Annotated in this window: 13 protein-coding genes and 1 pseudogene; 6 read left to right on the forward strand and 8 right to left on the reverse strand. The window is 60.4% G+C overall.

Translation table 11 applies throughout. The annotated features are described in order from the left end of the window. Nucleotides 1–30: 30 nt before the first annotated feature. Together C1H84_RS08615 and C1H84_RS08620 are read right to left on the reverse strand one after the other, a co-directional pair. Complete coding sequence (locus tag C1H84_RS08615) at nucleotides 31–1,671, reverse strand: amidohydrolase (protein ID WP_113607138.1); 1,641 nt, start codon at nucleotides 1,669–1,671, stop codon at nucleotides 31–33. Nucleotides 1,672–1,771: 100 nt separating this feature from the next. Beyond that, a complete protein-coding gene (locus C1H84_RS08620) occupies nucleotides 1,772–2,692 on the reverse strand; it encodes a LysR family transcriptional regulator (protein ID WP_160309106.1) in 921 nt (306 codons plus the stop codon). Between the two features lie 185 nt (nucleotides 2,693–2,877). Here C1H84_RS08620 and C1H84_RS08625 point away from each other — a divergent pair, with 185 nt between their 5' ends. Further along, nucleotides 2,878–4,206 (forward strand): MFS transporter, encoded by a 1,329-nt coding sequence (locus C1H84_RS08625; protein WP_047120309.1) that lies wholly within the window; start codon nucleotides 2,878–2,880, stop codon nucleotides 4,204–4,206. A gap of 888 nt (nucleotides 4,207–5,094) precedes the next feature. Here C1H84_RS08625 and C1H84_RS08635 read toward each other — a convergent pair. Further along, the gene (locus tag C1H84_RS08635) at nucleotides 5,095–6,639 is read right to left on the reverse strand and encodes a helix-turn-helix domain-containing protein (protein ID WP_244910856.1); all 1,545 of its coding nucleotides are present in this window, start codon (nucleotides 6,637–6,639) and stop codon (nucleotides 5,095–5,097) included. Between the two features lie 210 nt (nucleotides 6,640–6,849). Here C1H84_RS08635 and C1H84_RS08640 point away from each other — a divergent pair, with 210 nt between their 5' ends. The 3 genes from C1H84_RS08640 (at nucleotide 6,850) to C1H84_RS08650 (ending at nucleotide 12,542) form a co-directional block, all read left to right on the forward strand. Further along, nucleotides 6,850–8,904, forward strand: a complete 2,055-nt coding sequence (locus tag C1H84_RS08640) for a hydantoinase/oxoprolinase family protein (RefSeq protein WP_047120312.1) — start codon at nucleotides 6,850–6,852, stop codon at nucleotides 8,902–8,904. 1 nt (nucleotide 8,905) lies between these two features. Then, nucleotides 8,906–10,897 carry a hydantoinase B/oxoprolinase family protein gene (locus tag C1H84_RS08645; RefSeq protein ID WP_113607139.1) on the forward strand — a complete coding sequence of 664 codons (1,992 nt, stop codon included), beginning with the start codon at nucleotides 8,906–8,908 and terminating at the stop codon, nucleotides 10,895–10,897. 283 nt (nucleotides 10,898–11,180) lie between these two features. Then, nucleotides 11,181–12,542 (forward strand): purine-cytosine permease family protein, encoded by a 1,362-nt coding sequence (locus C1H84_RS08650; RefSeq protein WP_181728083.1) that lies wholly within the window; start codon nucleotides 11,181–11,183, stop codon nucleotides 12,540–12,542. A gap of 93 nt (nucleotides 12,543–12,635) precedes the next feature. On the opposite strand, the gene C1H84_RS08655 is transcribed toward C1H84_RS08650, so the two are convergent. After that, nucleotides 12,636–15,785, reverse strand: coding sequence for a DEAD/DEAH box helicase (locus tag C1H84_RS08655; protein ID WP_113607140.1), 3,150 nt, complete (start codon nucleotides 15,783–15,785; stop codon nucleotides 12,636–12,638). A 293-nt stretch (nucleotides 15,786–16,078) separates the two neighbouring features. On the opposite strand from C1H84_RS08655, the gene C1H84_RS08660 reads away from it, so the two are divergent. Next, nucleotides 16,079–16,714, forward strand: coding sequence for a recombinase family protein (locus C1H84_RS08660; protein WP_113607141.1), 636 nt, complete (start codon nucleotides 16,079–16,081; stop codon nucleotides 16,712–16,714). Further along, entirely contained in the window at nucleotides 16,711–21,156 is a 4,446-nt protein-coding gene (locus C1H84_RS08665) for an nSTAND1 domain-containing NTPase (RefSeq protein WP_146955977.1), read from the forward strand. The genes C1H84_RS08660 and C1H84_RS08665 overlap by 4 nt, the downstream gene beginning before the upstream one ends. A gap of 234 nt (nucleotides 21,157–21,390) precedes the next feature. Here C1H84_RS08665 and C1H84_RS18705 read toward each other — a convergent pair. From C1H84_RS18705 to C1H84_RS08680, 4 genes and pseudogenes are all read right to left on the reverse strand, one after another. Next, nucleotides 21,391–21,588: pseudogene (locus tag C1H84_RS18705) on the reverse strand (IS1380 family transposase); the annotation flags it as partial. Between the two features lie 4 nt (nucleotides 21,589–21,592). Next, entirely contained in the window at nucleotides 21,593–22,396 is an 804-nt protein-coding gene (locus tag C1H84_RS08670; protein ID WP_113607143.1) for a hypothetical protein, read from the reverse strand. 293 nt (nucleotides 22,397–22,689) lie between these two features. Further along, nucleotides 22,690–23,922 (reverse strand): McrC family protein, encoded by a 1,233-nt coding sequence (locus C1H84_RS08675; RefSeq protein ID WP_113607144.1) that lies wholly within the window; start codon nucleotides 23,920–23,922, stop codon nucleotides 22,690–22,692. Next, complete coding sequence (locus C1H84_RS08680) at nucleotides 23,922–26,864, reverse strand: AAA family ATPase (RefSeq protein ID WP_113607145.1); 2,943 nt, start codon at nucleotides 26,862–26,864, stop codon at nucleotides 23,922–23,924. The genes C1H84_RS08675 and C1H84_RS08680 overlap by 1 nt, the downstream gene beginning before the upstream one ends. Between the last annotated feature and the right edge of the window lie 17 nt (nucleotides 26,865–26,881).

The raw sequence follows: 26,881 nt of genomic DNA on the forward strand, positions 1-26,881 counted from the left end.
TGCGGGGCGGCCGGTGCGGCCGCGGCCGAGCTAGAGGTCGCCATAAACCAGCGCCCCGCCCACCACGGTGGCTTGCACGCGGGTTTCGGCAATCTGCTCGGCGTCGATCTCGTAGAGGTCCTGGGAGAGCACTACGAAGTCTGCCAGCTGTCCGGGGACCAGCTTGCCCTTGTAGTGCTCCTCGTGCACCGCGTAGGCGCTGCCCACGGTGTAGGCATGCACCGCCTGGGCCACGGTGAGCTTCTCTGAATCGGTGAAGGGGGCACCGCCCTGCGTGGTGCGCTGCACCAGCGAGGCGATGTTCAGGATCGGATCCGCGCTGACCACCGGGGCGTCGGTGGAGCCGGGGATGACCAGGCCGGCGTCCAGGAAGGACTTCACTCGGTAGGCCAGCGGCTGGCGTTCGGCTCCCAGCGCGGTGGCCACCCCGTCGCCCAGCTCGTGGATGAACCGGCCCTGCGGGACCGGGACCAGTCCCAGCTGGACCATGCGGGCGATCTGCGCGTCGGAGGCCATCGAGGCGTGCTCGATGCGGTGGCGGGCGTCGGTGCGCGGAAGCAGCGACTGCGCCTCGGCGACAATGTCCATCACCACGTCCAGCGCGGCGTCGCCGATGGCGTGCACGGCCAGCTGCCAGCCGGCCAGGTGGGCGCCGATCAGCTTTTCGCGCAGCGTGTCCTCGGGAAACTGCAGCAGCCCGCGGTTGCCTTCGTCGATGGCGTAGTCGCAGCACATGAATGCGCTGCGCCCGATCAGCGAACCGTCGGAGAGCACCTTGGTGGGGCCCAGTCGCAAGAAGTCGTCGCCCAAGCCACTGCGCAGGCCCAAATCCAGGCCGTAACGGGTGTGTCCGTCAACCTTGTCGGTGTCCAGCGGGTGCAGGGTGGTCAGGTAGGGCATCAGGGTGGCGCGCACGCCCAGCTGGCCGCGCTCGCGGGCCAGCTGGTAGCCGGCCAAATCCACGGTGCTCTGCCCGATGTGGTCCGGGGCGCCGACGCCGGGCTCGGTGATGGAGGTAACGCCCAGCTTGAGCATTTCCTGCGAACCGGCGGCCACCAGCTCGGCCACGTCCTCAATTGTCTTAGCCGGGATGTGATCCAGTACCAAGGCGCGGGCGGTTTCCTGCAGCAAGCCCAGAGCCAGTCCGGCGGAATCCTTGGGCACCGCACCACCGTCGGGCACCGGCACGTTGCGGCGTTCCGGGTAGCCGGAGAGCTCGAAGGCGTGGGTGTTGGCCACGGCCATGTGGCGTGATACGTGCCACAGGAAGACCGGGTGGCCGTGGCTGACCGCGTCCAGCGCCAGCGCGGTGGGGTGTGCATCGCCAAGGAAGTTCTGGTCGTAGCCAGTGCCGATGACCCAGGCACCATCGGAGGCCTCACGAGCCGCGGAATCCACAGCGGCCAGCAACTCGTCCATGGTCTTCACTGCCTGCGGACGAAGGTCGACCTGGCGCAGGGCATCCCCGATGAAGGTCAGATGCAGGTGGGCGTCGTTGAAGCCGGGAACGACTGACGCGCCGCCGAGGTCGACCACCTGCGCGAAGTGGCGGGTCTCCACTTGGTCATCCAGGCAGATGATGCGTCCTTGATGCACCCCCAGTGCCTTTGCCATCGGACGTCGCGGGTCTTGAGTGTGGATGGTTCCGTTGGTGTAGAGCACGTCGAACATGGGTCCTCCTGCGTCGAGCTTGAAGTGATCTGCCTCAAGTATCCGCACGCAAAGTCCATGCTGTCTAATGCATAAAAGATCTATTTAACATGCTCAAAAGTTATGCATCGCGCCCTGGAACATCCCAGGACTCCTGCCGCCCTCCCACCATTTCCATCAGCCCTGAGGCCAGTTCGCGAAGCTTCGCTTCCGCGTAGTGGCCTCGACGCCAGGCCATGTACATGTGAAGCGTCAACGGACTGGCATCTGGCACGCCTAGTTGCTCGAAAAGGGGTATTCCGCGCACCCCGAAGGCAGGATATTCGGTATTGACCGCGATGCCGCGGCCGGAGGCGACCAAGGCGTGGGAAACCAACCCGTCGTCGCACACCTCTGCGCGCTCAATCCGCAGCCCTTGGCGTTCGAGCGCTTCAGAAAAAATCCGGCGACTGACCGAGTGTTCCGGAGAGAGGATCAGCGGCTGGTCAACCAGCTCCGAGAGTTCGATCCCTCGGCGGCTTTCCCCCAGCCAGCGGTGCCCTGCTGGCACTTGGGCGCGGATCGGCACATCTCCCAGCATGACGGTTGCCAGATCGCCAGTGGGAATAGTCGGGGTGATGATGAAGTCGAGGTCATCGAGCAGGGCCGATTCCAGCTCGAAGTGCCCCGTTTCCCGGGCCACAATTGTCGGCTGGTCCGGCCCGAGCTCGGCAATGAAGTTCGACAAGAATCCACGCAGAGAGGCCGTCGTTGCCGCGCAAGAGAGACGCTGAACCTGGCCCGTACGCAGAACCTGAACGGCCGCGTCCAAGTCACGGGATTCGGCCAGCAGCTTGCGCGCCATGGGGACGAAGGCCCTCCCGCTGTTGGTCAGCACGAGCCGGTTGCCCGCAGACTGGAAAAGCTCGATGCGCAATTCGCGCTCCAGGGTCTTCAGCTGTCGGCTCAGGGCCGGTTGGGCGATATGGAGGACCTCCGCGGCGGCCGTCACGGTACCGTGCTCGACAACGGCGATGAAATACTGCAGTCGGCGAATGTTCATGCTTAAGAAGATAGCAACATGGCGACCAGTGCAATCGAGAATCCGACAATCCATAACCAAACGGCATGATTTCACTTCCTATCTGGTCTTAGACGCAGACAGCACGGCCCGGCAATACTGAAAGTGACGCAAATCTATGGCGCGGCTCACTTGAACAAGAACGCGCATCACCCAAGGACAACCGCATGAAAACATCTCGCTCCCTGACGCCCCAACAGCGTCAAACCCGGGCCACCGCCGGCGCCTTCGTGGGCACCGCCATCGAGTGGTACGACTTCTTCATTTTCGGCACCGCCGCAGCACTGGTCTTCGGAAAGGTGTTCTACCCGGACATCGCCCCGGGCGCCGGCATCATGGCCTCCTTCGCGACCTTCTGGGTCGGCTTCCTGGCCCGTCCGCTGGGCGGGGTGCTCTTCGGACACCTGGGCGACCGTTTTGGGCGCAAGAACGTCTTGGTGGCCACCCTGTTCCTCATGGGCAGCGCCACTACGCTGATCGGCCTGCTTCCGGGCTATGCAACCATCGGGGTCTTCGCCCCAGTCGCCCTGGTCGTGCTGCGTGCGCTGCAGGGCCTGGCGGTGGGCGGCGAATGGGCCGGTGCCACGCTGATGGCCACGGAGTCCGCCAGCGAGAAGAAGCGCGGCATGGCCGGCGCCTGGGTCCAGCAGGGCTCCCCCGCCGGCGCCATCATGGCCACGCTGATGTTCCTGCTAGTGGGTACGCTCGATGACGCGGCCTTCCTGTCCTGGGGCTGGCGCGTGCCGTTCCTCTTCTCCGCGGTGCTGGTCATCGTGGGCCTGGTGATCCGCGCCAAGGTCGAGGAGTCCGCCGACTTCACCGAGTCCCGCGCCGCCCACGAAGTGGTCAAGGTGCCGCTGGTGCAGGTCTTCAAGACCGCTTCCTCCTACGTCTGGTTGGGCGTGGCCGCCTCGGTACTGGGCATCGCGATTGCCTTCTTCAACAACACCTTCCTGCTGTCCTGGACCACCACGTCCGTGGAAAACGGCGGCATGGGCATGAACCGCCAGGTCATCCTGAACATCCTGCTGGCCATGGCCATCTTGCAGTTCATCTGGCAGCCCATTGCGGCCAAGATCGCCGAACGCATCGGCGGGGTGCCGGTCATGCTCTGGGGCCTCTTCCTGAACCTGCTGATCATCGTGCCGCTGTTCCTGGCCATCATGAGCGCCAACGCCGTGGCCATCTCCCTGGTGCTGGGCGTCTCGATCCTCGGCGGCACCGGCTACTACGCCATGCTCTCCTCCTTCCTGTCCCAGGCCTTCCCGGTCAACGTGCGCTTCACCGGCGTGGCCTTGGCCAACGGCCTGTGCGCTTCGCTGATCGGCGGCTCGACCCCGCTGATCGCCCAGGCGGTCCTCGGCTCGCTGGGTCCGTGGGGCGTGGCCGGGTTCTACGCGATCATCGCGCTGGTCACCATTGGCGGCGTCTGGGGCCTGCACCGCAAGATGAGTGCGCGCGATGCCCGCGCCGCACAGGTGCCAACCTCCTCCTAGTCCCGGGGAATCCGGGACCTGTCAAAAAATCAGGGCGGCTCCACCACCACATCCGCGTCGTGGTAGAGCCGTCCTTTGCCAATGCTCGCTGGAAGTTGTGACAACTGGATAGATGTGGGCCAACACCCTGCAAGCTCACCCGAACGCGTCGAGTGGCCGCCCCATAAACAGGACCATGAACGCACCGACCCGAGGGCAAAGGACGGTGGCGAAAGCGCACCATGGCCGTGGTGCTCGAACCGGCACGACCACTGCCAACCTTGGGGTTTTGAAAGACATCAAGAAGTTCCTCGAACACAACGCGTACTTGGTAGACGCGTGATGTGGACATCCAGAAAACGAGCGAGTGGCCGCGGAATTGCGGGCTTTGGTGGGAACAACAGGTTTCTGGAGCTGGCAGCATGCCGAGGTGATCTGCTTCTGGCGCTGCGAAATCCCTAACTCCGATTTCGGTAGCGGGCCACGAAATCGGAGAGGGCCATGGCATGGATCTGCTAGACGGCCACCCTGGGATGCACCCACACCCAAATGGCTTTCCGAGCACTTCTAACTTGCGCACTAATCGTGATCCTTCAACTGTCCAACACCCCGGTCTGGACGGACCCTGCGGATCTTTAGTTCGCATGAACTTTCACCCATCGTCACAAGGCTCGCACGGCGGCAGCGCTCCCTGTGCGATGCCGGATAGTCCTACAGGAATATCTACCTTCAGCAATATGGTTCGCACCCTCAGATGACCTAGTACCAGAATTGTCTCTAAGCTACGCATGCAGGGGCCCAATGATCGCTGGCGTACCTTCACAACCCTTCATTACTTCCCTTGCTTCAGGGAATCCGCCCATAACCTCCAAGGATTAGGAGCCGGTCGGAAGGAACCAACTTGCAGGTTTACTTATACTTGTCCGTGCGCTGCCGATTGCGGGTCTCGGTAATCTGCCGCTCATAGGACAGGTACAGGCTTGCCACCAAGCGCACCTCGGCCATGCTGCCGCCGAGCAGCTCGGCGGCCTTCTTGATCCGGTAGCGCACGGTGTTCTGGTGCACGAACAGCGCCGCCGCCGCCCGGGAAATGTCCTGGTCCAGCGCCAGATAGGCGATAAGCGTCTCCTCCAGCTCCGGCTCTTCGCGCAGCGGGGCGATGAAACGCACCAGCCGCTGCCGATCCAGCGGGCTGTCCACGCGGGCCAGCATCCAGGTGGCCGGGTCCAGGTCATCCGCACGCAGCAGCAGGCCTTCGGTGCCCGGCTCGTGCTCGGTGTCGCGCAGCGCCACCTTGGCCGCGAGCTCCGCCCCGCGCAGCAGCTCCGGGATCCGCGAGAGCGACCCGGAGGCCTCGCCCAGTCCGATGGCCAGGTTCTCCCGCTGCTCAGCCAGCCACCCGACCGCCAGCTTGGTGTCAGGGATCAGCGCGTTGAATCCCGCGCGGATGTCATTGCTGCGCCCGTTTTCCGCGAACAGCAACGGCACCCCGGCGCGCTGCGCGGAGCTGAGCAGGGTTTCCACCCGGCGCGGGCCCAGGCTGCCCTCATGCAGCACCACCGCCGCGACGCTGCGCACCGGCTGGTAGGCCTCGAAGCCGAAAGGCTGCAGCAGCTCCCAGTAGCGCAGTTCGCGGGAGACCTCGATGCCGTCCTGCAGGCTGGTGAGCAGCTGCGAATTCTCGTGGCGGCGCCGCGAGGCGTCCAGGTGCTGCAGCCCCTTGATGGCGCCGAGCATTTTCTGCGTGGTGTCCAGCAGGATGTCCCCCACCTCGCCCAGCACCTGCTCGTTCCGGCTGGCAACGGCCAGGTGGTAGCCGCGCCCGCGCATCACGATGGTGCGGTACATGACCTGCCAGCGGCCGATGCTGATCTTCTCGTAGTGCACCCCGTGGTTGGTGATGGCCTGCAGCACCAGGTGCACCGGCCCGTCGCCGCTGGACTCGACCAGCTTGCCGGTGTCCTCGTAGAGCATCGCCGCGCCGCGGCAGTTGGCCGCAACGCGCTGGATCAGCGAGGCGATCGGCTGGTCGGAGGCGATGGAATCGAGCAGGTCGTTGGTCAACCACATGGCGCGCTTCATGCCGTAGTCCTCGGCCACCGGACCCAGCGAATTGACGTACTTCTCCACGTGGCCGAACGGCACGTCCCGGGCCACGGTCAGCAGGTTCACCTCCGCCCGCTGGCAGGCCTCGATGAGTTCCACGGGAACAGACTCGAAGTAGATGCCCAGCCCGAAGCACAACGCGGAGACCCGCGCCCGGCGCAGCGCGGCGGCCAGGTCCGCGGCGGCCGACTCCAGGTCCTGCTCGCCCTGCAGGCGCAGCCCGGTGGTGAGCATGATGTTCCCCGGATCGAACCAGCGCCCGGGGTCGTGGATCTCGGAGGTGTGCGCCCCGCTGACCTCGATTTCGGGGTGCGGCAGCACTTCCGCGTGCAATCCCAGTGACCTCACGTGAAGCAATTCCTGCACCGTCAATGGCTCGCGCTCGCCCACCGCACCAACTTTCTTGTCCCGGCCGGCCCCGATTCCCGCGGAACTCCGGGGCCGTTGTAGAAACTACAATCTACGCGCGCCGAGCTTTGAATTCCACCAATGACAGAGATGTGGGTCACACATCACAGTGGATACCACAAGTTCCAAGCGTCACCACGAGGAGAGATCATGGCCAACCTAAGAGTCGCCGTAGATGTTGGAGGAACCTTCACCGACGTCTGCATCTTTGATGATGAAACCCAGAGCATGCGCGTCACCAAGGTTCCCTCCACCCCGCATGATCCGATGGAAGCGGTGATGAGCGGCGTGCGCCGCGCCGAGGTCAACCTGGCCGACGTCTCGCTGTTCTCGCACGGCACCACCGTTGCCACCAACGCGCTGATCACCCGCCGCTTCCCGAAGGCCGCCATGGTCACCACCCGCGGCTTCCGCGACGCCATTGAAATCGGCGACGGCACCAAGGACGATTTGTGGGACGCCTACAATGACGTCTCCGGCCCGTACATCCGCCGCCGCGACCGCTTCGAGGTCACCGAGCGCACCGACTACGCCGGCAATATCATTACCGAACTGGATGAGACCGAGGCCCGCCAGCTCGCAGCCCTGCTGCGCAAGCGCGGGGTCACCACCGTGGCGGTCTGCTTCCTGAACTCCTACGCCAACCCGGCCAACGAGATCCGCATGCGCGAGATCCTCGAGGAGGAGCTGCCGGACACCGCGATCTCCGCCTCCGCGGAAATCCTGCCCGAGATCTTCGAGCATGACCGCTTCAACACCACCGTCTCCAACGCGGTGCTCGCCCCGCTGGTCACCGGCTACGTGGACCGCCTGGCCACTGAGCTGAAGGCCGGCGGCTACGCCGGCGACCTGCTGCTGCTGCACTCCGGCGGCGGCTCCATGACCCCGCGCATGGTCAAGCGCTACCCGGTCCGCCTGGCGGCCTCCGGCATCGCGGCCGGCGCCATCGCCGCCAAGCACGTCGCCGCCCAGTGCGGCTTCGAGAACGCGGTGGGCCTGGACATGGGAGGCACCTCCACCGACATCTGCCTGGTCTCCGGCGGCGAGCTGCGCATCACCAAGGAATGGCAGGTCGAATACGGCCACCCGATCGTCTTCCCATCCATCGAGGTGCTGACCATCGGCGCCGGCGGCGGCTCGCTGGCCCACCTGGACATCGCCGGCTCGCTGCGCAACGGACCCCAGTCCGCGGGCGCGGCCCCGGGCCCCGCCTGCTACAACACCGGTGGCGAGGCGCCGACCAACTGCGACGCCAACGTCGCGATGAACCGCCTGGGCACCACCCTGGCCGGCGGCGCCCGCGAGCTGGACCGCTCGCTGTCGCTGGAAGCCATCGACCGGGTCATCGGCAAGCCGCTGGGCATGAGCACCGAGCAGGCGGCGCACGCAATCGTCCAGGTCGCCAACGCCAACATGGCCGACGCTGTCCGCCTGGTCTCCATCCGCCGCGGCTACGACCCGCGCGACTTCGCCCTGATCGCCTTCGGCGGCGCCGGAGCCCTGCACGGCGCGGAAGTGGCCCGCGAGCTGTCCATCCCGACCGTGGTGGTCCCCGCCAACCCGGGTGTCACCTCGGCGCTGGGCTGCCTGCTGGTGGACATCCGCCACGACCTCTCGCTGATGTACAACGCCCCGGCCAACCAGGTCGACCCGAAGGACGTGGAAGCCGAATTCGCCGCCCTGGAAAAGGAAGCCACCGCCCGCCTGCGCCACGAGGGCGTGGCGGACGAGGACGCCATGCTGCAGCGCGAGATCTCCATGCGCTACGCCGGCCAGTGGCGTTCGCTGGCGGTGCCGATGGGCCAGGGCCCGGGCGCCCTGCAGCAGGCGGTTCAGACCTTCCACCAGCAGCATGAGAAGGAATTCGCCTTCAGCCAGGAAGACCAGCCGGTGGAGATCTACCAGCTGGGCCTGAGCGCCATCGGCAAGACCCCGAAGCCGGGCTTCGTGCCTGCCACCGAGCTCACCGCGGATCCGGGCGCACCGGCCTCCCGCCGCGAGGTGTACTTCGGCGCCGACGGCTGGGTGGACACCCCGGTCTACGAGCGCAGCCTGCTTCCGGCCGGCGCCACCTTCGAAGGCCCTGCGATCATCGACCAGCTGGACTCCACCACCGTGGTCCCGCCGCACACCACCGCCGAAATCGACGGCTGGGGCAACATCCGCATCCACCTGCACAACCTAGAGAATTCTTCGGAGGGTTAAAGTGACTCAGATTATCCAGACCCCAGCTGTCCGCAGTTCCGGCCCAGCGCTGGACCCGGTCACCTTCGAGGTGCTGAAGAACGCGTTCGCCACCTCCGTGGACCTGATGAGCGAACAGATCCTGCGCACCTGCTACTCGTTCGTCATCTACTCCCGCGATTTCTCCTCCGCCCTGTGCGACGCGGCGGGCAACACGGTGATGCAGGGCTCGGGCGACATCGCGGTGCACGTGGGCACCTTGCACTTCCAGTGCAAGGCGGTGCTGGAACAGTTCGGCACCGACATCCACGACGGCGACGTCTTCGCGATCAACGACCCGTACCGCGGCGGCACCCACTTCAACGACGTGTCCTTCATCCGCCCGATCTTCTCCGGCGGGGAAATCATCGGCTTCGCCCAGAACAAGGGCCACTGGGCGGATATCGGCGGCAATGTGCCCGGTTCCTTCGACGTGAACGCCTCCGAGCACTTCGGCGAGGGCCTGCGCATCACCCCGGTGCGCGTCTACTCCAAGCACGTGTTCCTGCACGATGTCGCGCAGCTGCTGGTCTCCAACACCCGCGCCCCGGAACAGGCCATGGGAGACCTGCACGCGCAGTCGGAGGCCACCGCGGTCTGCGAGCGCGAGATCCTGCGCCTGGTGGAGAAGTACGGCAAGGACACCGTGGTCACCGCGATGCAGGAAACCCAGGACTACGTGGAGCGCATCGTGCTGCGCCAGCTGGAGGACCTGCCGCGCGGCACCTGGGAGACCACCGACTACCTGGACGTGGACCCGGGCAAGGGCGAAGGCCTGGTGCCGATCAAGATCAAGCTGACCCTGGACGGCACGGGCATCCACTACGACCTGTCCGAATCCGCCCCGGCGGTGGCGACCTTCCTGAACTCCGGCTACGGCACCAGCCACTCGGCCATCTATGCGGGAACCAAGACCTTCTTCCCCGAGGTGCCGCTGAACTCCGGCTTCTACGCCGCGGTGCAGGCGGAGATCGGCGAGGAGGGCTCGGTGGTGAACGCCGGCTGGCCGCACGCGGTGACCGGCTTCTGCTCCGGCCCGTACGAGAAGATCATGAACGGCATCTTCGAGCTGTGGAGCCAGATCATGCCGGAGCGCGCCATGGCCTGCGCGTTCAACCTGGAATACCTGCTGGTGGGCGGCCGCGATGCCCGCACCAGCGAGGAGAACTACTTCATGTGGTACGACTGGATGGCCGGAGGCTGGGGCGGACGCTCCTCCAAGGACGGCTCGTCCGCCACCGCGCCGGTCTTCGGCCCGGGCCTGGCGGTGCAGCCGGTGGAAGGCCAGGAGCGCCTGTCCCCCGTGCTGACCACCAAGCACGAGATCGCCATCGACTCGGCCGGACCGGGACGCTTCCGCGGCGGACTGGGCATCGAAAAGGGCGGCATGCTCACCGATGCGCACTCCACCGTCATGAGCTACTGCTGCGACCGTTCGCGCTCCATCACCTGGGGCATCGAGGGCGGCCTGCCTTCCATCCCGCACGGCGTGTGGCTGAACCAGGGCACCGAGGACGAGCGCTTCCTGGGCTCCATCTTCTCCTCGGTCCCGATCCAGCCAGGGGACGTGTTCACCCGCCCGTCCGCCGGCGGCGGAGGCTTCGGCGACCCGCTGGAGCGCACCCCGGAGGAAGTGCTGGAGGACATCATTGACGGCTATGTCTCCATCGACCGCGCCGCGGCCGACTACGGCGTGGTCATCGAGGAAGTCGACGCCGAACTGGACGACTACCGCATCCTGGCCGAGGACACCGAGGCGCTGCGCACCCAGATCCGCGCCAGCCGCCGCGGCTGGCTGGAAGAGGACGCCGAAGCGGTGGCCGCCCGCTACCGCGAAGGCACCGTGGACATGCTGGATGTCATCCGCCGCCACGGCGTGATCCTGCACTGGGGCACCGGCGAACTGCTGGAGAACTCCACCACCCAGTACCGCCAGCTGATGCAGCGCCGCTCGGCCGCCCACTGGGACGCCTAGTCCCGGCAGAGCACGAACTATTGCACCACCCATTGCACCGTGAGGTGCAGCCCGGGCGGTGCGGGGAAGATCCCACGAAGATCATTTCCCGCACCGCCCTGTTTCACCCGCCGCCACCTGCGGCTTTTGTTGGACACGCTTCACCCGGCAAGCCCGCCCGGACATTCCTGGTTCCCCGCGGCCCCGGCAGTTTTTCCTTGCACCACCCACATCAGGCCCAGGCCATACCCGCGCACTCGCTACGGGATGTGATGGCTCACGCCATATTCAAAGGAGAAGTTCTATGTCAGCAAACTCGTCCACGGATCTTCCCGAGATGGAGCAATCCGCCTCGGCAAAGATGAGCGCAGGCTCGCTGTCCATGGCCTGGTACGGCCTGGTATCGGCCATGTTCTTCATCTACATCGGGGCATCGCTCGCCCAGGCCTACGGCACCATCGATACACTCATCGGCCTGGCCATCACCATTGTCATCTACGGCGCCATCAACCGGATCCTGGCCGGCTACGCGCTGCGCAGCGGGCTGACCGTCGCGCAGTTCTCCCGCACGCTGCTGGGCCGCAAGGGCGCGGTCCTGGCCACCCTGATCTTCGCCGCCACCGCCATCTACTACGCGGTCTTCGAAGGAGCCATCCTGGGCTACGCCTTCCAGGCGCAGTTCGGCGGCCCGATCCAGCTCTGGTACGCGCTCGTAGTGCTTTACACCTTGCCGCTGATTGCCGGAGGCATCCAGCGCTGGCTGGACAAGATCAACGGCTGGCTGCTGCCGATCTATTGGGGCGGCCTGCTCACTGCGGTCATCTGGGCGTCGATTGCCCACCCGGGCGGCAGCTCTTGGCTGACTCACTCCACCGGTCCCCTGCCCTTCACCGCCGGCGGCCCCGGCTGGTTGGCCACCTGCGCAGCCTTCATGGGCGTGTGGATCCTGATGATGTACACCGTGGACTTCGCCTCGCTGGGACGCGCCAAGGACATCAAGGTCCACCAGCGCTACACCTTCGGCTGGCTGTTCTACACCCTGGCCTTCGGCGCAAACTCCCTGATCGGCATCTACCTGACCTTCACTATCCCAGGTGCCGAAGCCACCGAAACCGGCGTCGCCGGAGCACTGGTCCAGCTCATGGGCCCGTTAGGCCTGCTGGTCATCTTCGTTTCCCAGACCCGCATCAACACCGCGAACTACGCCCTGGGTATCTCCAACCTGAAGGAATTCGGCATCCGGGCACTGGGGCTGAAGCTGCCGAGCCTGGCCTGGGTATTCATCGGCGCAGTCATCATCTACCTGCTCATGCTGCTGCCAGTGGTTCAGTACTTGCTGCTGGCGCTGTCCTGGCAAGGCGCGCTGGTCACCGGCTGGGTCGCCATTGCCCTGGTGCACATCCGCTACGAGAAGAAGTTCTCGCTCCAGCCGGACAGCCCGAACCTGCCCGACCGCACGTTCCCGGCATTCAATGCCGCAGGCGTCAGCGCCTGGGTCATCTCCGCAGCGGTAGGCATCGCTATGGTCCAGTCGGGCAGCGCATGGGGCGCAAACCTCGGCGTCTTCATCACACCGATCCTTGCCGCCACCATCTACGCGATCTGGAACCCGGGTGCCCGCGCCAAGCGGCACCACGACGCGCTGGCGTCGGTGAAACAGCTGTAGGAAACACACGAGTCGAAAAACGCGGTGCCGTGGGGCGCGTTCCATGAACGCACCCCACAGCACCGTTTTGGTTCTAACGCAATAGTTTGGTCATCAACGTGCGACCGCGTTTGCCGCTGTGAACACGCTGACCGGCATTTCTCGCTGTAGTTTCCAGGTGATGGCTATCGGCTTGCTCCCTTGATGATTGACGTAGTCAACGCTGCCCAAGCAAGTGAATGGGACCACCCGCCCATCTTCCTCCGCAACGACACGGGTAAACAGCAGAATGTGCGATCCATGCGACTTTCGGTCCAAGTAGCGCTTACCCGTCGGGCTGGTGGGTGCCGTCGCATTCTGCGATTCCCAATGGAAGAGGCGTGGACTTATCGCGTAGTCCTTGTACAGCGTATTAGGGTTATGGACCGCTTCATCCTTGTTCAACGTCACGAATAAGGCGTCGGTGCTCGATTGAGAACACCAGGCAACACCTTCACGGTGATTGACACCTTTACCCTGTTCCAAGGATCCATATTCAAGTGCGGCGAGCACCTCCGAGCGCCAATACGTTGCATGGGAGTAGATTGGAATCTGCTGTAATCCCATCGGCAATCCTTTCGGTGCATGTGGGCTCCGGGCGACGCCACGCTTAAACGCCGCACGCAGTTCTTGAACGAGATATCCATAGGCGCGGATTCGGTCCAGACCCTCGTCATAAGAGGTATATCCTCCGCCGTTGTCCCAAAACGTGAAGAAAAGCATTCTGGCAAAGATTTTCGTCCGTTCACTCATATCTTCATAGCGTGGAGTTTCTACCGACAACAGTTCGGAATACGCTTCGGCCCGTTCAAAATCATCAACGTGGAGGAAACGAGTTACCCGTTTGAGCAACTCTTTTTCTTCTTCCTGCTGAGCGCTACCCATGGCGCCTAGCTTCTCAGCCGACGGTGAGCGTCCCGACACCAGTCCAGCTCGGCGGATTAGGTCCGTCCATGAATCCCCCGTCTTACGGTAGACATCTTTGAGATCCCGGCCCGATGCTTCGAGGTAGTCGTCTACCTCGAGCAGTCCGTAAGACTTGATTTCTCGAACCAGCGCTGGCTTATTGAGCTTGAGTTGGGAGCGAACGTTATCCAGCACGATGGTGCGAGCGACCCTATCAAGCATGAGCTGACACCCCGAGGGCAGTCCCGGTGCACCATCGTCAATGACACGTTCCAACTTCTTGCGCGTAACGTCCAATAGGGCACGGTATTTGACGTCGAAGCGGAACTCCCTGCGTTGCTGGCCAATGAAGTCCAGCACAGTAAGCACGGCTTTGTCGTCGACTCGGCGTAGTCCCCGGCCTAGTTGCTGAAGGAAGATAGTTGAGCTCTGAGTTGGGCGTAGAAGCAGGATTGTGTCGATCTCTGGCACATCCAGTCCTTCGTTGAAAAGGTCGACGGCGAAGATACAGTTCAGTTCGCGGGCACGCAACTTGGCCAACGCTCCCTCACGTTCGTCGGTTCCTGAGTTTCCGGAAACCGCTACCGAGGGAATGCCTGCCTCGTTGAACACCTTCGCCATGTACTGCGCGTGTTGTACCGAGACGCAGAAGCCCAGCGCGCGCATCGTTGAAGTACTGAGCACCTTATCGCGAAGCTCGTTAATAATCTTCAATGCACGCATGTCGTTGCCCGTGTAGATGTTGCTCAGCTGATCCAGGTCATACGAGCCGCGCTTCCATTCGATCGCACTGAGGTCAACATCATCCGCTACTCCAAAGTAGTGGAAGGGAACTAAAAGGTCTGCGTCCAGAGCATCCCACAAGCGCAGCTCGGAAGCTATCCGCCCGTCGAAGTAAGTGTCCGCAACATTGACACCGTCACCACGTTCGGGTGTCGCTGTCAGCCCCAATAGCTCAACAGGTTCCAAGTGTTCAATGAGATTGCGGTACGAGGAAGCCTCAGCATGGTGGAATTCGTCGATCACTACGACGTCGAATGCACGAGAGTCGATCTTGTCGAGTCCGAGTGCAGCCAGTGATTGGACACTGGCAAATACGTGTTTCCATGCAACCGGCTTTTTCCCATCGACAAACAATTCACCAAAGGATCCCTTGCCCAAGACCTTACGGTATGTTTTCAGCGATTGTTCGAGAATTTCTTTGCGATGTGCGACAAACAAGAGCGTGAGTTCCTTGCCTGCCGATTCGCAAAGTCGTTTGTAGTCCAGAGCTGCCAGGACGGTCTTGCCGGTTCCCGTCGCAGAAACCACCAGGTTCTGATGCTCGTTGCGGTTGGTGCGGGCCGCGTCAAGCTCTTCAAGCATTTCCTTCTGATGCAACAGCGGGGTCACTTCCAACCCCGTGGAGCCGAACATGCGTTCCGCCGTCGTTCCGCCGGCAAGTTTCAACGCCGCGTCCAAGCGTTCGGCATCCGTGTCGGGATCATAGGGAACGAAGGCATCGTCTTCCCAATAGCTATCGAAGGTCAGTGCGAACTTTTGCAACAGTCCAGGGGTTGCCACACCCGAGAGCCGGACGTTCCATTCGAGCCCGTCCAAAAGTGCCGGCCTGCTGAGATTGGAACTTCCGACGTAGGCGGTATCGAATCCCGAATTTCGGTGGAACATCCAGGCTTTGGCATGGAGTCTCGTCGCGTTTGTCTCGTAGTTGATGCGGACTTCTGCACCGAATCGACGCACCAATTCATCGATAGCATGACGTTGGGTGGCGCCCATGTAAGTCGTGGTGATGACACGTATCGGGATGTCGTGGTCCTTGAGCGACTCGAGCGAGTCCGACAGCAGTCGCAGTCCTTCCCACTTGATAAAAGCGCACAAAAGATCGACACGATCTGCGGAGGAAAGCTCGGCTCGCAGTTCAACGGCGAGCTGCGGATCTTCGCGACTATTTGTAAGCAAGGCTGCAGAACTCAATGAGGTTTGCGGGCGTTTGAACGGCCGAGCACGAACACCATTGTCGCGTTGAAGCTCCATGAGCTGCTGAGGCCCAGGAAGCACGTCTTCGGCATGCCCGATGAGGGCAAGAAGCTGATTGGCCAGCGCAATCATATGATCCACGTCGAGTACATGTAAGCGTGCTTCGATCGCACGTCCGAGGAAACGAGCCAGTTCGCCCGGTGCATTTTCGGTCGTGACCGGCTCCACCGACGACCTATAGCCGTCAAGGGGCTGAAGCCTCTCAGCCAGCCGATTGGTCAGCAAGCTCTCAAAAATTCCTTCACCTAAGTCGAACTCGCTTTTTACTCCGGGAGTGTCCATTCTGCCAGGCTACTAGAAATAGGCACCAGCTCGCGGTCCCGCAACGAGGGACTGACAGTCCAGTATTCCTCGATTTTTGAGGAATCAATCGTTGTGTGCAGGCGCTCATCTTCGAATTTAGTTTTTTCGCAATCGGACCCCTGTCAGGTTCATTATGAAGGATCCCCCACCGCGACACCGGAGCACCAAGAACCAGACGGTTAAATACGTTGAAAATCCAAGGAACCCAAATTCGCGTATTCCCCGCCCGATAAACTGTCTCGGTTAGGTGACAGAAACGCTACACTCGAGACATGTCACCGCACCTGGTCGGCTACGCCCGCGTCTCCACCAACCAACAGGACCTCAGCTCGCAACAAGCCGGCCTCAGGGCACTCGGAGTCCCGGATGAGTTGCTCTATGTCGACCACGGACTTACCGGACGCAACCGCGAACGCCCCGGACTGAGCCAGGCCCTCGCCGCGTGCCGCGCCAGCGGCACCCTCGTGGTCACCAAGCTCGACCGTCTCGCCCGCTCCCTATCCGACGCAAGGGACATCGTCGAGGACCTCACCAAACGCAACATCAAGCTCAGCCTCGGCGGATCCATCCACGACCCCACCGGCCCCGTCGGTAAACTCCTCTTCAACGTGCTCGCGATGGTCGCCGAATTCGAATCCGACCTCATCCGCGCCCGAACCAGCGAAGGCATGCAGATCGCCAAGGCCAAGGGCAAGCTCCGCGGCAAGCAACCCAAGCTCCCCCCCGCCCAGGAAAAGCACCTCGTCGCCCTCCACCGCGGCGGCCAGCACACCAGCGCCGAAATCACCGAACTCTTCGAGGTGGTACGGAGTACGGTGTACCGGATTATACAGAGATGCACATTCGAAGAGGACAAAAACCTGCGTCCAGGCCGCCGCAACAATGATGTCCAGGAGCTGGTTAAGTGACCGCTCTACCCGGCGGAGCTGCGGACAAGCTTGGAAACCAATTCGAAGTATGGTGGACGCTCAACCGACTGGAATCTTTGCTTCGCGGAAACGCTTCACGGATGCGTCTCGAACCCCCCGGTGATGAGGGCGAAGGAATCGAGTTCTGGATCGAGGAAAACAATGTCCGCTCCTGTGAGCAGGTCAAGCTTTCCCCTTCCACAAGAAACTGGACGATGGGAACGTTGAAGGAGCGCAGGGTCCTCGCCCGAGTCTTAGGGCATTTAGAAAACGGACATATCGTGCGACTAGTACTGTCGACTCCTGCTCCTGATCTGGCGGACCTAGTTAAGCGGTCGCGCGATACCGAAAACCTTGGAGAGTTTCACGCGAATCTCACTGATAAATCTATACCTCACTTCAGAGACCTGGTTGCGTATTGGTCCGTTCCTGAGGAAACTGTGTGGAGCCTCCTTCGGCGTACTTTCGTGGAGCTGCACACAGAACATGATCTAGAGCCTCTGGTCCGATCCAAGTATCAGCAGCTCTTTAGCGACGACCCGGAGATCGTCATGAATGAACTCTCCGGGTGGCTGACTACACGGATGCACCAGACAATAACGGGCCCAGAGGTGTGGTCGCATCTGGACGAGCGTGGTTTCTCCAGGCGATATCTCGTTGGAGACCAAGGAACTCTTGTTGCTCTCGGGCGAACAATTAAGCGGCATAGTTCTCGACTTTCACCATTCAAACCCAATTCGGCTTTGATCGACCAGTCACGTGTCGACGCAGTATTCAAGTGGCTCGTTTCGGCAGAGTCCGAAGGTCGACAAATTTTGCTGCTCCATGGAGCAGCCGGATCGGGAAAGTCAACACTCACTGAATCAATACTCGGAAAGCTCTCCACTGAGGGTTGGTTCTGCGCTGTCCTGAGCATGGATAGAACAGCGCAACATGTCCACACATCGAATGCGCTGGGAAATTCTGAAGATCTAGCGGCTTCCCCGGCAGTGCTCTTGTCGGGGGTCGCCGATGGTTCTCCGGCCGTACTGTTCATCGATCAGTTGGATGCGGTTGCCACCTACAGCGGTCGAATGCAGGACAATTTTGACGCAGTCAGCGATGTGCTTGCGGAGGCAGCGGCGAATCCCAACCTGCGGATAGTCCTTGTTGTCCGCACTGTTGATCTCGAATTTGATCCCCGTCTGAGGCAACTGCGTGCCGACAAGGAACGCGTAGGCGAATTGAAGCTAGGGCCCTACACGCCAGCACAAGTTCTCGAAGCCTTGGAGCGGTCCGGAATCGATCCCCGCTCCGTGCAACCCGTAACGCTGAAACTGTTAGAAGCACCCCTCCACTATGCGATTTTCAGCCAACTTGGTGAAGAGAACCGAATGAAATCCTTCGCTACTTTGCCAGATCTCTACGAGCGCTTCACTGACCAAACTATCCGTAACTTGCGAGCTCGCGTCGGCTCCCTTAATTGGATTTCCATCACAGGACCATTGATTTCGCATATGAGCAAGAATGAAGTTTTGGCAGCCCCATCATCCATTCTGCGCTCCGCTGATCAGGCTGAGGTGGAAGCATTGATCTCAGCAGGAGTGCTGTTCAAGGAAAAATCGTCCGTTTCATTTTTCCACGAAACATATTTTGATTACTTGTTTGCAGAGTCTTTTGTAGCTGAAGGAAGAGACCTTAGAGCATTTCTGGTGGAATCAGGGCAGACTTTGTTCCGACGTGCTCAGACCAGGCAAGTCCTTGAGTATCTTGTTCGGACTAACCGCACGGAGTTTCGAGAGACAGTGGTTAGCTTGTTTTCGGATGATTCTGTTCGTTCCCATCTTTTGGACATTCCGATCACGCTGCTACGCCAGCTGGAAGCGAGTCCAGATGATTGGGAACCCCTCAAAGCAATCGCGTTTGGTACCTCATGGAAGTCTGAGCATCTGTTGTCGCTTTTGGCACTGCCAACGTGGTTCGATGCAGCCGATGCGCTTGGCGACTGGGAAGGGATGCTAGCGGACGAGAGCAGCTCTAAAAGAGTTGCTAATCAATTCATTTCTGCGGCCAGAGAGAGACCAATAAGAGTTTCTCAGCTGGTGCGACCCCATTTGGGTGAATCAGCGTTTTGGGATTCCGTAGCTTCGTCCCTTCTCGGTTGGTCCTTGCGCCCCGAACTCGTTCCATTGGCTGTAGAAATTCTAGAGGGGGGGCACTCCGACGGTTTGCGCGGGCCAATAGCTGTGAACAGTGATTTTTGGTCCGTCCTCTACACGATGTCCAAGGAGTCACCTGCTGATGCTGCTACGGTGACGGGTGCGTATCTTCGCCGCGTGCTTTTCCTATCTTCGAAGGATGGCGTCGCTAACCCGTTCGAGAGTGAATATCTACCCAGCTATTCTTCTTCTGGCGGAGAAGAAATCATCCTGAACATCGCATCCGGCGCGCCCGAAAGGTTCATTGACGAAGTACTACCATTCATTATCCGTGTATCAGAAGACACGGCAGATCAGGCCGCCAGTGATGAGTTCCGCTCTGGATCGTGCTGGCGCTATCGGTGGCCGGGAGAACCGCATGGGATAGACGGAGTCCTATTCTTTGGTGTTGAGACAGCTCTCCAATCCCTCAACGATCGCAATGCTGCTGATCTGCTTAAAATCTTATATCCGCTGATGACAAGTGATTTCGAAGAAATCAGGTTTCTGGCATGTCGTGCTCTAACTTCATACTCACTAGCGGACGACGCCATCAGGTGGCTGGTCTCAGACCAGAGAAACCTCGAATTGGGCTATGCATCCGGACCGCGATGGGCGACCCGTGACCTGCTAATCGCAGCTACCGCGACATGCGCCTCCGACCTACTTGTCACCATCAGTCGCATCCTCCTCGAGTACTATCCCTCCTACGAAAGAAGCACATGGGGATGGAAATCATTCGGACGCGCTCAGCTTGAGCTTCTTACGGGCATCGTCCCGGAACGCCGTAGCTCCACCGTCGTTCGCCGGATCCAGGAACTCGAGCGCAAATTCGGGTACCAATCGCTAGAAGCACCGCAGGGCGTGACTTCCGGAACAGTAGGTGCCCCCGTCCCCCAAGAGGCGGTCAAACACATGAGCGATGCGCAGTGGTTGGAAGCGATTAGGACTCACGACAGCGACAAAGTCGAATGGTCGCACGAGGACGGCCCACGGGGAGGCCTACGGGAATTGTCATCTTTACTCGGCCAGTGCGCAACAGCTGAACCAAAACGATTCGTGCGGATCGGGATGGCCTTGGACGACCGGACTTACGCGGCTCACGTGGGATCCATTATCCGTGCCGTCGCAGACAAAATTCAGGTTACTCTTCTAACAGAGTTGTGTGTCCACGGCCGAGAACTGGCCGGACAAGACCTGGGCCGCGAGATCTGCTGGGCAATTCAAGAAGTTGCGGCCGACGCTACTGACGAACTCATCGAGATCCTCATTTCTTGCGCGTCCGATGATGACCCTGCAGAAGAGCAGGCGCGAACTCGTGCTGAGGGCGAAGACCCCTATTACGGGGGAGATTTGTCCACGGCCGGGCTGAACTGTACCCGTGGAGCGGCCGCCAACGCCGCAGCGAGCATCATTTTCGCTCAGCCGGAGCGCTCCGGTCAGATCTTGGAATTAGTACGAAAACTATCGGTCGATCCAATAATGGCCGTGCGGGTACGAACGTCCGAAGCCATTCTCGCTTTACTAAACACACATCCCGACCAGGCTTTAGAAATTGCCAATGATATGTTCACTAGCGCCACGCTAGATATATTCGATTCCCGCGAAACCGCTGAATTGCTGAAGCACGCGTGCCTAAGGGCACCCCGGATTTTCTCGACCCACCTGGCACGAGCGCTCCAGACAGATGGACCCGGAGCGAAACGGGCCGGATATCCATGGATCGTTGCGTACATCAATGGGGCTCTCGAAGACCCCGCTCCCAGAGCCATATCTGAGCTAAATTCAGGTGCCCGCGCGGGTGTCGCGAAAGTGCTGGCGAACTCCTCCGGAGTCGCACCAGAGGTATTGGCGTTTCTCCTCAACGACGATGACAGCGAAGTTCATGACACGGCAGCACGGGCTCTTCGGCACACTCACGAACTCGAACCAGCCGCGGCCGAAAACCTGATCCAGGAGTTCATCAGCAGTCTAGCCTTCGCCAAGAATATGGAGAATTTGTTTGTATCGCTAGACAGGGCAACCTTTGTCCTTCCTCCGTCAACCATCGTTGCCTGCGAACGGTGCGTGGAAACACAAGATCTGGCATTGGGAGATATCAGGACGTCCGACGCTCTACTGAGTACCCATCTAATCGCTACTGTCTTAAGACTCTATAAACAAGGCGATACGACAACGCGAAGACGATGTCTTGACATCATAGATCGATTGGCCGAGACGGCTGCATACGGATTAGAAGGGGCTCTAGACCAGGAGAGAATCTAAGCCAACCTATGGCTGCCGCGAGATGGTCATCTTTCCAAACCGCTTGTGTACTCAGCAAGAACTGCACCATTTAGATGTTCTGTAGCGTTGTCGTACTCTAAAACGCCGGAAACGGCCTTCCCATGGGTTTTTTGAAGATCCACTCGTTTCCTCTGCTAGGAATCTGGCAGGGTACAGCCCATCCAATCTCACCCTCCCCTCGTGACGGCTGGCGGAGGGTTTCCTAGGCTTGTTTGGGGGTGGGGCGTGCACGATGGTGAAGAGTCGTTCCCATGCGGATTGCCAGGGCCAGTCCAGCGGTAGTCGGAATCTGATTTTCCTGGCACTGTGTGCGATGCGTGCCGGGACGTGGATGGGCTTGCGGCACACCGTTGCGGTCCGGGCCTTGGTGAAAGTTCCTCCAGCGAGGACCCCGGCGGCGCGGGTGAGGTTGTTTTTACTGCAGTTGACTGAGGATTTGTCGGGCACTATTTTGTCCCGCGTCACGCATAGTGTGCGCCATCGGAACTGCCGCCTTCCAGGAGATGGCGACTCGGAATGTCTCAGTCCCGTCCAGATTATCCGAATCTCGTGTGGCTGCTTCCTCAAGTGTTTGCAGATAGGGACTCATACTAAGGAGCATGCCAAACTCCTCGAATGCATTTACCATGCGTACGAGCCCGTCTTCGAGAAGAGGAAAGTTGAGCTTTCCATCCCCGGTTGGCCAGGTGTCGACACTCAGATCCCAGGATGAGTGCCCTGCCCACTTGTTCCGAATGTGGCGGACATATAGGAGGGACTTCACCTTGTCTGGGTTCGTACTGCTCACGATATGTTCGATGAGCTGGATGGTCGCCGCGGCGTCGGCCTCATTGGAGCCGGCCGGTGAATCTTCAAGACTTCGCTTGAGGGCCCCGAGCGAATGAGGTAAAGATCGGGTCCGACCAGTCGTCTCGTCGATAGTCTTCGCTATCCCGATCACAGCGCTTTTGACAACGGCGTCTCGCATCATTCTCAATCCGGAGGAGAGCGGTCCGCTCTTGCTGAGGATCAATCGATCCAGCTTTGCGTATAGCTCCTTGGCGAAGTAGTAGCTGTAAACCGCATCCAGTATCAGAGCGTAGGCCTCCTCAATTCGCTTCTCAGCTGGAAGCGCCTGCACCGCCGCATCCAGCGGTGCGTTCTCCAATGGTTTGCTTTCCTTAGCTATAGCAGGCAGATCTGCGGGATCGAACTCAGACAGGAAAGTGGGTATCTTCATCTCACTAATCCTATAGTCCAAGACAATGCATCGCCGAACCGTTCTGAGAATCATACCGCCGTTTTGCGAGAGGCATTACGACCTGGTCACTTCAGGTTTGTGTCAATGGGAACATGTCCGGTTAGCTTCCGAAAGCGTGCAAGATAAGCGTCAGCAAAAACGAAACCAAGATCCTAACCCGACATTCTTCGCTCATTTCATGCCGTCGGGTTGGGGTATATCCCAAATGGACGTCCTCCACATTCGACTTTGGATACCCCGTGGACTCCAACCGCTCGATGACGAGACGGCTGTCATTCTTCTAGTCGAATTCCAACGGACACCGTTATGAATGAGCGCTCAGCCAAGGACTCTACTCTGGTAATTATTTCAGCGGGATTTCCGGAAAGATCTATGGGGTACTCATGCACAGAGATCTCAGAATTGCGGACTCTACGTCGAGTCGGCGTTCCTGAATCGGCGTAGATAAGCCAAGCTTCGGCCCTTCCAATCGCGGTTGCGTAGGCCAACATTTGGTAGTGGTCAGCGTTAGGATATTGTCCGCTCGCCGATGCTGCCTTGTACTTGGCATCAAAGATTAGCGTCGGCTCCCCGTCAACGAAATGGACGATATCCGGCCGCAAAACAACGCGCGGTACACCATCAGAACAAGGCTCATCCAGATACGTCTTGTATTGCGCTACGGTGCGCCCCGGGTACTTCCGCAACGCTTCGGTCAGCGCCACGGTCACGAAGTCCTCGAATACCTTGGCCATGTTGACCACGAATGAAGCAACGTGAAATTTCCCTGCGTCGGCCTCGGCCACCATGTTCTGCAGCACCACCTCGGCGATACGTAGCGCAGGTACGTAAGCGGCGTTCAAACGCGATGGGGCCCATTGCGGAAGCCGGTCACCTCGGACCAACGACGAAACATCCGCTAACTTCTGATCAAGGTGCAGCAGCCGCCGGCGCACTTCCGCATTGAGTCTAGGCACGGCCAACATGCGACGCACCGCCGCACGAAGGATCCGGTTCTCCGGAATGTCGATCGTGTACTCGTCATGGGTCACCTCGATCGGGAACATCAAACCCGGCCTGCGCGTCACCTGATCCGACATACGGATCCGGCCACGCACAGTCCGTAAAGCCTCATCCCTCGACACATATCCCTGAAGAACGCCGCGCGAAGTCGCCCGTTCGCCAAGCCGCGCCAAGGTCTCACCCAATGCCGCCCACAGGTCATCCGTGGCTTCCGCCTCGACGTTCTGCGGCCGGAACCCAGGAGACTTGGCATAGCTGAGGAGGAATAGGATCTGCGAGATGCTGACCTTGCCTTTGGGTTTCACTTCGACGAGCAGATCATCTATCTGGACGGCCCCGACGAATCCGTTCGGTAATAGCTTCCACTTGCCGCGACCAACGCCTCGTGCCACGACCAGCTTGGTGCTTTCCAGTGCCAATCGCGTATCCTCATCGAGCTCCAGCGGATGGGAATCAAACGCCAGTTCATCGAGAACGATGTGGCGGGTGGGCGCCTTCAGCATTAGTCGGCGTCCACGTCATCCAGAAATTGCAGCTCGTCAAGGGAACGATCCATGCCGAGGAGCAGTGCGTCCAGGGAGAAACGTTCGTGGACTTGTTCTCGGTCGAGTTCGCCGAAATGATACTCCTCGAGCAAGGGCAGCAACTCGTACTTCCATACCCGCCGCAGGCCTGGAGCATCCAATGCATCATCTTTCATGAAGTAGGACGGCCCCACCGCCAGATCACGTTTGTCCGAACCAAGCTCCTCATTGAGGGCATCTAGTAGATCCGCTGCCAAAGCTGGCCTTCCGTTAGCGGCCAAGAAGCGACCGAGGACGTCCTTGACCATCCCATCCTGCGGATGCAATTCAACGAAAGCAAAGCGCCGGCGGATAGCCGCGTCCACCATGGCGATGGAACGGTCTGCAGTGTTCATCGTGCCAATGATGAACAGATTCGGCGGCAGCGTGAACTCTTCGTCCGGGCTGTACTGCAACCGGATGCTGTCTTTGCGGTACTCCAACAGGAAGTACAGCTCGCCGAACACCTTGGCCAAATTTCCACGGTTCATCTCATCGATTAGCAAGAAGAACGGCTTGTCTTCATTGCCTGGCTGGCTGGCCAGTTTGGCGAGCCGGCGCAGAGGTCCGGGCTGGAGCTCGAACCCGACCTGCCCATTAGCCGGTGCGCTAGGCCGGAAGCCTTCGAAGAAGTCTTCGTAGGAATATGACGGGTGGAATTGCACGATTTGGACGTGCTCGGCGTGCTCCGTTCCAGCCAGATAGCGGGCCAGGTGTTTGCCAATGAACGTCTTGCCCGTCCCCGGTGGGCCATATAAGACGATCTGCCGGCGGGTTCGGAGAAGATCAATCATTTCCTGAAGGTCGGGCCGCTCGACATACAGCTTTGTTGCCAACTCATCGCTAGCGTTCTTCAGCTGGGGCATAACGTCGAGGCGCGGCGTGAGTGTTCCCCCTCCCGAAGAGTCGGGATTTTCCCCGTTGTTCGTGATGGAGCGTTTTCGCCAAGTGTCGATAGCAAGCAGGGCCTCTGTGACATCCACGATTCCACCGGGTTCGCCAAGCAGACGGGGAAGCGGATCCGGGAGATCCGCGTTGGGAACAGCATCCGGATGCCAGTCGACGGCGCGGCACAGCTTGTTGCCGTGGAAATCTCCGACGTAGGCTTCGCTGTCGATAGTGCCGACGAGCAGCACTTCTTCCCATGGGGCGATGACCAGATCCCCGTCATCCATCTGGCTGGCGAAGCGATGCAGCTCCTTGGCCTTATCCTTCTGATCCGCCAGGTTGATATGGCCGTAAACGTCCTTAACAGCGGCGAGGACAGTTTCGAAGTCCTGGCCAATGATGTCCTGTCCCGGCGTCTGAGCCGGCAGGGTAACAATCCCTTCGGCTTGCCAGGTCTCAGCCATGGGGTTGCCAGCCTGGGCCTGTCGGACAAGCCACGCCTTCCGTACGGTTCCTGCGAAGTTTTGCCATTGTGACTTGTAGGGTTCGCCGTACCATTCGGTGTACTGACCCGATTCTCCGTCATGGATCTGGCGGATGTCGTAAAGGTCCTGGGCGATATCGAGCTCGGTGTTGCCGCGTGCTCCTCCGAGAAGGTGCACGAAGGCATCACGGATCTTCTTGCGATCTTCCTTGGCGACGATCGGCTGGAGGTAATTTGGCCACACGAGGTAATCGATAGCATAGCGGATGGCGGGAACATCGTCCGGAACGGCAGCCGTCAGGTTCATCCACTCCCACGGGCTTGTCAAGGCAGCGTCGAGCTCCGTCTGTGAGAGGCTCCGGATATGTTTGACGAATCGCAGCAGCCACCCGATATGTGCGGCGATATGCATGTTGAAGCCCATGCCGCCGTGGAAAGAGCCAGGTGTTTCCAGTGCCTCCTTGAGGTCATGCGGGAGCTCTGCGGGGCCTTCCGGGGACCAACTCAAGATCGTGTTGATCCGTTCGGCCTTCTTGACCGACCCTATGTTGGAAAGTGCGATGCATTGCAAGTAGGTCATTTCTGCCGCGAGCAGATAAACATCGTTGGATGACTCCGCCAACTGGACTTCAAGCCGATTAAGGAAGCCGCCAGCGTCAGCTGCGTCTTGGCTCTCACGTGTCTGAAGGAGACTGGACGAAGCGGTCTCCGTCCATGTTGGTGTTTGACCGTCAATCGGGGAAACGCTGCCTAGCAAGCCCGGTTCCAGGATCTTCCAAGCCGCAGTCTCGGTGGCGGGTGATTTCCCAGGGCCGCGGGCATAAGTTGGCCCTGAAGAATTTTTGTCTCCTCGCCAGATGCGGAAGGCTTGTGCTTCTTCTCGGGGCCAGGTGGAATCGGGGTCCGAGTTGGTGAGCGTCCACATGAGCCCTTGGGCGTCCAGCCGATCCTGAATGGGCAAGCCAGCGGACTGGGAATGTTCGAGCAGCTCGTCCAAGGTGTCAAGTACCTGCACATACCGGGCGCTGGCCGGTGCACTTGATTTGAGTGGCTCTCGTCCCAATAGCCGAATAAACTCGGCCGTCCGCCGCGCACGAAACGGAACGTACTCAGTTGGGTACACGGCCATGAGCAGCAATGCCCCGAAACCTATGGCTCCACCGGCCGAAAGCCGCTCCGGATTCAGTGTTCTAAGATTTTTTTCCAGTTTGTCGAGCTTGGCCGGCGAAACAGGATCAGCCCAGAATTCGAGAACGGCAGTGCGCAACGCGTCAGGCTTTTCAGTGGAGGCTCTGATGAGCGCCATCATGAAGTACTGGTTGACGAGGTTGGTCTTGGAGATCTCGCGGCGCAGGGTTTCGAACCACTGTTGTTGACCATTCATCAGTTGTTGTCGAGCGACCTTGGCGCCTTTGGCGAACTCAAGCTTGTAATTGCGCTCTTCTGAGTATAGATCGACATGGTCTAGGAAGAGTCGCGAGTAACGGAGAATTTCGTTCCAACCAGACATCAGACAAGCTCCTTAAG

This window comes from Glutamicibacter soli (genome assembly GCF_003309065.1).
GTDB classification, from domain to species: domain Bacteria; phylum Actinomycetota; class Actinomycetes; order Actinomycetales; family Micrococcaceae; genus Glutamicibacter; species Glutamicibacter soli.

What these genes read in the sequence shown, in the direction of transcription:
- C1H84_RS08615 (WP_113607138.1), bottom strand. Translation starts at nt 1,671, where the DNA reads ATGTTCGACGTGCTCTACACCAACGGAACCATCCACACTCAAGACCCG.
- C1H84_RS08620 (WP_160309106.1), bottom strand. Translation starts at nt 2,692, where the DNA reads ATGAACATTCGCCGACTGCAGTATTTCATCGCCGTTGTCGAGCACGGT.
- C1H84_RS08625 (WP_047120309.1), top strand. Translation starts at nt 2,878, where the DNA reads ATGAAAACATCTCGCTCCCTGACGCCCCAACAGCGTCAAACCCGGGCC.
- C1H84_RS08640 (WP_047120312.1), top strand. Translation starts at nt 6,850, where the DNA reads ATGGCCAACCTAAGAGTCGCCGTAGATGTTGGAGGAACCTTCACCGAC.
- C1H84_RS08650 (WP_181728083.1), top strand. Translation starts at nt 11,181, where the DNA reads ATGTCAGCAAACTCGTCCACGGATCTTCCCGAGATGGAGCAATCCGCC.
- C1H84_RS08655 (WP_113607140.1), bottom strand. Translation starts at nt 15,785, where the DNA reads ATGGACACTCCCGGAGTAAAAAGCGAGTTCGACTTAGGTGAAGGAATT.
- C1H84_RS08660 (WP_113607141.1), top strand. Translation starts at nt 16,079, where the DNA reads ATGTCACCGCACCTGGTCGGCTACGCCCGCGTCTCCACCAACCAACAG.
- C1H84_RS08670 (WP_113607143.1), bottom strand. Translation starts at nt 22,396, where the DNA reads ATGAAGATACCCACTTTCCTGTCTGAGTTCGATCCCGCAGATCTGCCT.
- C1H84_RS08675 (WP_113607144.1), bottom strand. Translation starts at nt 23,922, where the DNA reads ATGCTGAAGGCGCCCACCCGCCACATCGTTCTCGATGAACTGGCGTTT.
- C1H84_RS08680 (WP_113607145.1), bottom strand. Translation starts at nt 26,864, where the DNA reads ATGTCTGGTTGGAACGAAATTCTCCGTTACTCGCGACTCTTCCTAGAC.